The organism is Actinosynnema sp. NPDC059797, assembly GCF_042732085.1.
Lineage (GTDB): Bacteria > Actinomycetota > Actinomycetes > Mycobacteriales > Pseudonocardiaceae > Actinosynnema.
In genome coordinates this window covers 1-6,895 of record NZ_JBHWIE010000367.1, presented here as the reverse complement: position 1 = coordinate 6,895, position 6,895 = coordinate 1, and the positions used below count along the sequence as shown (strand labels likewise).

The following is a 6,895-nucleotide window of genomic DNA, read 5'->3' as shown; positions in this document are numbered from 1 at the left end:
GGGCATGTCGGCCGAGGAGACGGCGGAGATGGTGGGCTCGACGCCCGGTGCGGTGCGCGTGGCGCAGCACCGGGCGCTGCTGCGGTTGCGGAAGGTGCTGGGCGGGTAGGTCACCGCGCTCAGTGCCGCCAGCGGGTCCGCGCGGCGACCTCCTCCGGTGAGCAGTCGGCGAACCGGGCGATCTCGCCGCGCCGCACGTCGACGACGGTCGCGGCGAACTCCGCGCCGAACACCTCGGTCAGCACCTCGTCCGCCTCGAACGCCGCCACCGCCCCCTCCAGGTCCACCGGCAACCGCGCGCCGCCCGGCAGCGCGGCCGGGTCGACGCCCACCGGCTCCGGCAGGCGCGCCCGGTCCACCACCCCGGACAGGCCCGCCGCCGCGGTCGCCGCCACCACCAGGTACGGGTTCGCGGTCAGGTCGTAGCAGCGCACCTCCAGGTCGCGGCCCGCGACCAGGCGCAACGCCGCCTCCCGGTTCTCCCGCCCCCACACCGCGAACGGCGACGCCCAGTGGCCGGGCACCAGCCGCAGGTAGCTCGCCACCGAGGGCGCGCCGATCGCGCACAGCGCCGGCAGCCTGCCGAGCACGCCCGCCGCGAACCACTCCGCCTCGTCGGTCATGCCGAACCGGCCGTCCCCGCCCGCGAACAGGTTCCGGCCGTCGCGCCACAGGCTCAGGTGCAGGTGGCCGCCGTTGCCCACGCCGGTCGCGGTGGCCCTGGGCGCGAAGGACGCGCGCATCCCGTGGCGCAGGGTGACGGCCCGGACCGTCTCGCGCACCAGCACCGTCGTGTCCGCCGCGCGCACCGGGTCCTCGGGCGCGGTGGACAGCTCGAACTGGCCCGGCGCGTACTCCGGGTGGAACTGGAGCACCTCGACGCCCTGCTCGGCCAGCGCGGACAGCAGGTCCGCCGCGTAGTCGGACAGCTCGACCTGGCGGGCGTGGCCGTAGGCGGGGCCGGTGGTGGCGGGCCGGAACCCGTCCCCGTCCTCCCGGCTCACCACCCACTCGACCTCGAAGCCCGCCAGCACCTCGTAGCCGTGCGCGGCGAGGCGGTCCGCGACCGCGCGGGCCAGGCCCCGCTCGTCCTGCGGGTGCGGCTCGCCCGCCTGGTCGTAGCGGTCGCCCGGGGCCCAGGCCCAGCCGGGCTGGGCCGCCAGGGCGGTGAGCCGGTCCAGGTCGGGGTGCAGGCGCAGGTCGCCGACCGGGCCGCCCGCGTGGCGGCCGTCCACGATCGTGTCGTCGAGGAGGAACGCGTCGAACACCGGCGACGCGCCCAGGCCGTGCGCCGCGGCGTGCGGCAGGCCCGCGACCGGCACGGACTTGACCCTGGTGATGCCGCTGTGGTCGACCCACGTGACGGCCACCGCGACCACCTCCCGCTCCAGGAGGTCGTCCACCAGCTCGGCGGCGCGCGCCCGCCGGTGCTCCCGCTCGGCTGTGTCCACCGTGCGTGCGTACACCAGGGCCCTACCCTGCACCAAGTGGACTCGCTGCTGCCGTTCGCGGCTTCGCCCGGCCTGGTGGACCACCACTGCCACGGCGTGCTGGGCGTCGACCTGGACCGGGAGGCGTTCGAGGTCGAGCTGACCGAGGCGTCGTCGGTGTCGCCGCTCGGGACGTCGCTGTTCGACTCGTCGCTGGGGCTCGCGGTGCGGCGCCGGTGCGCGCCGCTGCTGGACCTGCCGCCGATGGCGTCCGCGGACGAGTACGTGGCGCGGCGGTGGTCGCTGGGCGCGGCGGAGGTGAACCGGACGTTCCTGTCGGCGTCGGGGATCGGGACGTTCCTGGTGGACGGCGGGGTGTGGCCGGAGGGGTTCGCGGCGCCCTCGGCGTTCGTCGAGGCGCGCGAGTTCGCCGTGCTGCGGCTGGAGCGGTTGGCCGAGGACCTGGTGGCCGGGGGCGCCGCCGGGTTCCCCGGGCGGGTGCGCGAGGCCCTGTCGTCGTCCACGGCGGTCGCGGCGAAGTCCGTCGCGGCGTACCGGGTGGGGTTGGAGCTGTCGCCCGAGCGGCCCCGCGACGCCGCGGTGGTGGCGGCGGTCGACCGGTGGCTGCGGTCCGGGTCGCCGCGGTGCGCCGACGAGGTGGTGTCGCGGTTCCTGGTCTGGGAGGCGCTGGAGCGCGGGCTGCCGGTGCAGTTCCACGTCGGCTACGGCGACTCCGACCTCTCGCTGCACCGGGCCGACCCGCTGCTGCTGACCGACCTGCTCCGGGCCACCGAGCCGCTGGGCGTGCCGGTGCTGCTGCTGCACAACTACCCGTTCCACCGGAACGCCGGGTACCTGGCGCAGGTGTTCCGGCACGTGTTCGTGGACGTCGGGCTGGCCGCGCACGCGGTGGGGCACCAGGCGGGCCGGGTGCTGGCCGAGGCGCTGGAGGTCGTGCCGTTCGGGAAGTTCCTGTTCTCGACCGACGCGTACGCGCTGGCGGAGCTGTACCACCTGGGCGCGTCGCTGTTCCGGCGGGCGTTGTCGGACTTCCTGGTCGACGGGATGCGGCAGGATGCGTTCGGTGAGGCGGACGCCGAGCGGATCGCCCACCTGATCGGGTGGGAGAACGCGCGGCGGGTGTACCGCTTGGACTAGCATGTCGAACGGGTGTTCGACGGGGGTGGATCTTGGGCCGCAGCGCCGACCTGCCGCGCGGTCTGGTCGACCGCTTCGTCGCGCGCGGCGACGTGTGGCCGGACGACACCGGCTGCCCGATGCTGCACGTGGACATGGACGCCTTCTACGCCTCGGTCGAGATCCGCGAGCGGCCGGAGCTGGCGGACCGCCCGGTGGTGGTGGGCGGCACGGCGCACCGGGGCGTGGTCGCGTCGGCCAACTACCTGGCGCGCGAGTTCGGCGTGCGCTCGGCCATGCCCACGGCCCACGCGCGCAGGCTCGCGCCGCACGCGGTGTTCCTGCCGCCCGACTTCGCGCGCTACCAGGAGGTCTCGCGCGGGGTGATGGCGATCTTCCGCGACATCACGCCGCTGGTGGAGCCGCTGAGCCTGGACGAGGCGTTCCTGGACGTCGGCGGCGCGCTGCGGCGGCTGCGGGCGACACCGGCCGAGGTGGCCCGGTCGATCCGCGAGCAGGTGCACCGGGCGTTCGGGGTCACGTGCTCGGTGGGCGTGGCGCCGACGAAGTTCGTGGCGAAGCTGGCGTCGGGGATGTGCAAGCCGGACGGCCTGATGGTCGTGCCGCGCGCGGAGGTGCTGTCGTTCCTGCACCCGCTGCCGGTGTCGGCGCTGTGGGGCGTGGGCAAGCGGACGACCGAGGCGCTGGAGCAGGTGGGCCTGGAGACGGTGGCGGACGTGGCCGCCACGCCGCTGCCCAGGCTGCGCCGGGTGCTCGGGGTGGCGCTGGCGGAGCACCTGCACGCGTTGGCGCGGGGCCACGACGACCGGCCGGTGGTGCCGTCGAGCAGGGAGAAGTCGATCGGTGCCGAGGAGACGTTCGAGGTCGACCACTTCGACCGCGACCTGCTGCGGCGCGAGCTGCTGAGGCTGGCGGAGCGGTCGGCCGCGACGCTGCGGCAGCGGGGGCTGCGCGGGCGCACGGTGTCGATCAAGGTGAGGTTCGCCGACTTCACCACGATCACCCGGTCCAAGACGCTGCGCGTGGCCACGGACGTGACGCAGGAGGTCTACCGGACCGCGGCGGCGCTGCTGGACGAGCAGGTGCCGCCGGGCGCGGTGCGGCTGATCGGCGTGCGGATCGAGCAGCTGGTCGAGGGCGAGGGCGGCGAGCAGCTGATGTTCGACGCGCCGGAGCGCGGGTGGCGCGAGGCGGAGCAGGCGGCCGACCAGGCGCGGTCGAGGTTCGGGCGCGCGGCCGTGCGGCCGGCGTCCCTGCTCGCCGAGGGCCCGGCGCGGTCCGGGCTGAAGGAACCCGGTCCCGACCGCGGGACCTGAGCCCGCGGCACGGGCCGTTCGGGTGGTTGGGGCCCCGGACCCGGGCGCTCGTGACGATCACCGGGCACGCTGGTCGCGTGGACCGGTTCTGGGGCCTCCTCACGCCCGCCGAGCACGAGGTGCTCGGCGAGGCCGGCGTGGAGCGCGACTACCCGCCCGGCTCGGTGATCTGCGCGGAGGGCGAGGTCACCCGGTTCGTGCTGGTGGTCCGCCGCGGCCTGCTGCGGGTGACCGCCACCACCGCCAACGGGTACGAGAAGGTGCTCGCCGTCCGCGGTGCGGGCGACATCGTCGGCGAGCGGTCCGCCGTGGACGGGCTGCCCCGCTCGGCCACCGTGTGCGCGCTGAACGCGGTCCGGGCGCTGGTGCTCTCGGCGCCGGTGTTCGCCGCCCTGTGCCAGCGGTACCCGCGCATCTCGTGGGCGGTGCTGACCGTGGTGGTGACCCGGCAGCGCGACACGGACCGGCAGCGGATGCAGATCAGCGGCACCGCGACCCAGCGCGTCGCCGCCGTGCTGATCGACGTCGCGTTGCGGCGCGGCATCGCCGACCAGGGCGCCGTCGCGCTCAGCCAGGAGGAGCTGGCCGGCATCGCGGGGACGTCGCGGGAGTCGCTCGTCCGGGTGCTGCGCGCGCTGCGCGAGCGGGGCATCATCAGCACCGGTCGGCGGAAGATCGAGATCCACCAGGTGAGCAGGCTCTACGACCTCACCAACTGACCGCGGCCCCCCGATCGTGGCCTCTTGGCCGGCTGATCGCCGCTGTGCGTCATCTGACGCAGAAGTCCGCGGCCGGAGCCCCTACAAATGAGCTATCAGACCTGCTCAGAGGGGGAGTCATGAACCACAACGAGGAGCGTGCCAAGTCCCGCCGCCGGTTCACCGAACGGCTCGCCTGCACCCTGCTCTTCACCGCGGTCCAGCTGTGGGCGGCGGTCGTGATCGTCGTCAAGTCCGAGGCGACGGGCGTCGTGGCCCTCGCGGTGGCGCTGGTGCTCGCCGGCGGCCTGATCGCGATGTACGACGCGTGGCGCGAGGTGCGGTCCACCCACCGTGAGCTGGACGTGGAGATCCACGACAACCTCGTGCGCTTGTAGACCGGGACCAGGGGACCAGGACCGGGGGGACCGGGAGCGACAGACCGGGACCAAGCGGTGACCGGCGAGGGGCGGCCACCGCTTTCCCCGGGCCTTCCGCGGGCGGTCGGGCCCGCGGAAGGCCCATCTCCTTGAGTTGTCCACAGGTCGAGGCCCCGTTTTCGAGTTGTCCACAGCTCGCGGATCGGCGCTCGCCCCCACCCGCCGAACGGCCCATGGTGGACCCATGACCACAACCCGAACCACCACGGCCCTGCCCGACCCGACCACCACGGCCCTGCCCGACCTGACCACCACGGCCCCGCTCGACCCGATGGCCTTGGCCGACCTCTTCCCGGACGGCGTGGCCACCGCGTCCGAACTGCTGGCCCTCGGGGTGAGCGGCGAGGAGGTGGCCGCCCGTTGCCGGGCGCCGGCCCGGTGGCAGCGCCTGCTGCCCGGGGTGCTGCTGCTGGCCGAGACGCGGGCGACCAGGGTCCAGCTGGTGCGGGCGGCGTTGCGGTACGCGGGGGAGGGCGCCGTGGTGACCGGCCTGGACGCGCTCCGGCTGCACGGGATGCGGGCCCTGCCGGCGGCCGGACCGGTGCGGGTGCTGGTCGACCGCCGCGTGGAGCAGACCTCACGGGTGCGGTTCACCAGGACGAGGTGCCCGCCGCCGCCGGTGCTGAGGAGGGGGTTGCCGACCGCGCCGCTGGCCCGTGCGGCCGCCGACGCGGTGCGGGGCCTCGACCAGCCGTGGCAGGTGCGGGCGGTCCTGGCGGAGGTCGTCCACCGGGGCGGGGTGCGGGTGGCCGACCTGAGGCTGCTGCTGTCCCGTGGGCCGGAACCGGTCAGGCAGGTCCTGGCCCAGTTGGCAGGAGGCGCATGAGTGCCGGGCTGGGTGGGCACCGGGCTGGGTGGGCACCGGACCGGATCCGCGTTCCGGGAAGGACCGGGAGGGACCGGGAAGATCCGAAGGTTGCCCGCTCATCAACGCGAACTGGGCTGCCGAGAGTCTTGACAAGGTGTTCGGCGGGTGTCGAACGCGAGCTTACGGAGGTCTGACCGTTGACCCGTGAGGATGATGGTGACCTAACGAACCGCTTAGGGGCACAGACTGGGTAGTCGGCAAGCCTCCCGAATCGTATCCTGGTTGTGACGCACCCAGGGCGGGGCGTCCGCCGGGACCGGCGGCAACCGTGATTACCCGGCGCCCGCGACCGCTGTGCCGGAGGAGGAGCCATGCCACTCTCCGAGCACGAGCAGCGACTGCTCGACCAGATCGAGCGCGCGCTCTACGCCGAGGACCCGAAGTTCGCATCCACCGTGCGCGGCGCCAAGTTGCGCAAGCCGTCCCGACGGCGTCGCATCCAGGGCATCGCGTTGTTCGCCGTGGGTGTGGCGTTGCTCGTGACAGGTGTGATGTTGCCGAAGCTCGCTGGTATCCCGGTGGTGAGCGTCGTCGGCTTCCTGTTGATGTTCTTCGGCGTACTGCTCACCGTGACGACACTGCGTCGTGGTGACCAGGGTGCCGAGGAACCCAACGACGAGGGAAGCCGGCCCAGCCGCAGCTCGTTCTCACAGAAGATGGAAGAACGTTTCCGTCGCCGTTTCGAGGACGAGTAGTCCGCGTAACAGCCCGAACAGAACGTCCTACCCAACGCACACGGCCCGCCCCAGCACCACGGGGCGGGCCGTGCGGCGTTCGAAACCCGAGCCGACCCGCCCCACCAAGCCCAGCCGCAGCCCGGCCCAACTACAACGCAGCCCAACCCGGCCCAGCCCCTGCCCCGCTTAACCCAACTCCGCTTAACCCGGCCCAGCCCTGCCCCGGCCCAGCCCTGCCCCGGCCCAGCCCTGCCCCGGCCCAGCCCTGCCCCGGCCCAGCCCTGCCCCGGCCCAGCCCTGCCCAGCCC

8 protein-coding genes are annotated in these 6,895 nt (G+C 74.2%); 7 read left to right on the top strand and 1 reads right to left on the bottom strand.

The window, feature by feature from the left end; genetic code table 11:
- The coding region (locus ACFV4N_RS37255) for a sigma factor-like helix-turn-helix DNA-binding protein (RefSeq protein WP_499677376.1) at positions 1–109 on the top strand (109 nt) is incomplete at its 5' end.
- 10 nt (positions 110–119) lie between these two features.
- Here the strand turns inward: ACFV4N_RS37255 and ACFV4N_RS37250 are convergent.
- Positions 120–1,451, bottom strand: coding sequence for a glutamine synthetase family protein (locus ACFV4N_RS37250; protein WP_499677375.1), 1,332 nt, complete (start codon positions 1,449–1,451; stop codon positions 120–122).
- A gap of 36 nt (positions 1,452–1,487) precedes the next feature.
- Between ACFV4N_RS37250 and ACFV4N_RS37245 the strand changes: the two genes are divergently transcribed.
- The 6 genes from ACFV4N_RS37245 to ACFV4N_RS37220 all read left to right on the top strand — a co-directional run bounded on the left by ACFV4N_RS37245 (position 1,488) and on the right by ACFV4N_RS37220 (position 6,605).
- Complete coding sequence (locus ACFV4N_RS37245) at positions 1,488–2,588, top strand: amidohydrolase family protein (RefSeq protein WP_499677374.1); 1,101 nt, start codon at positions 1,488–1,490, stop codon at positions 2,586–2,588.
- A gap of 32 nt (positions 2,589–2,620) precedes the next feature.
- Positions 2,621–3,904 carry a DNA polymerase IV gene (locus ACFV4N_RS37240; RefSeq protein ID WP_499677373.1) on the top strand — a complete coding sequence of 428 codons (1,284 nt, stop codon included), beginning with the start codon at positions 2,621–2,623 and terminating at the stop codon, positions 3,902–3,904.
- Positions 3,905–3,981: 77 nt separating this feature from the next.
- Positions 3,982–4,623 carry a Crp/Fnr family transcriptional regulator gene (locus ACFV4N_RS37235; RefSeq protein ID WP_499677372.1) on the top strand — a complete coding sequence of 214 codons (642 nt, stop codon included), beginning with the start codon at positions 3,982–3,984 and terminating at the stop codon, positions 4,621–4,623.
- Positions 4,624–4,742: 119 nt separating this feature from the next.
- Entirely contained in the window at positions 4,743–5,000 is a 258-nt protein-coding gene (locus tag ACFV4N_RS37230; RefSeq protein ID WP_499677371.1) for a hypothetical protein, read from the top strand.
- Between the two features lie 226 nt (positions 5,001–5,226).
- Positions 5,227–5,868 carry a hypothetical protein gene (locus ACFV4N_RS37225; protein WP_499677370.1) on the top strand — a complete coding sequence of 214 codons (642 nt, stop codon included), beginning with the start codon at positions 5,227–5,229 and terminating at the stop codon, positions 5,866–5,868.
- A 353-nt stretch (positions 5,869–6,221) separates the two neighbouring features.
- The gene (locus tag ACFV4N_RS37220) at positions 6,222–6,605 is read left to right on the top strand and encodes an SCO2097 family morphological protein (protein WP_344035020.1); all 384 of its coding nucleotides are present in this window, start codon (positions 6,222–6,224) and stop codon (positions 6,603–6,605) included.
- Positions 6,606–6,895 lie beyond the last annotated feature (290 nt).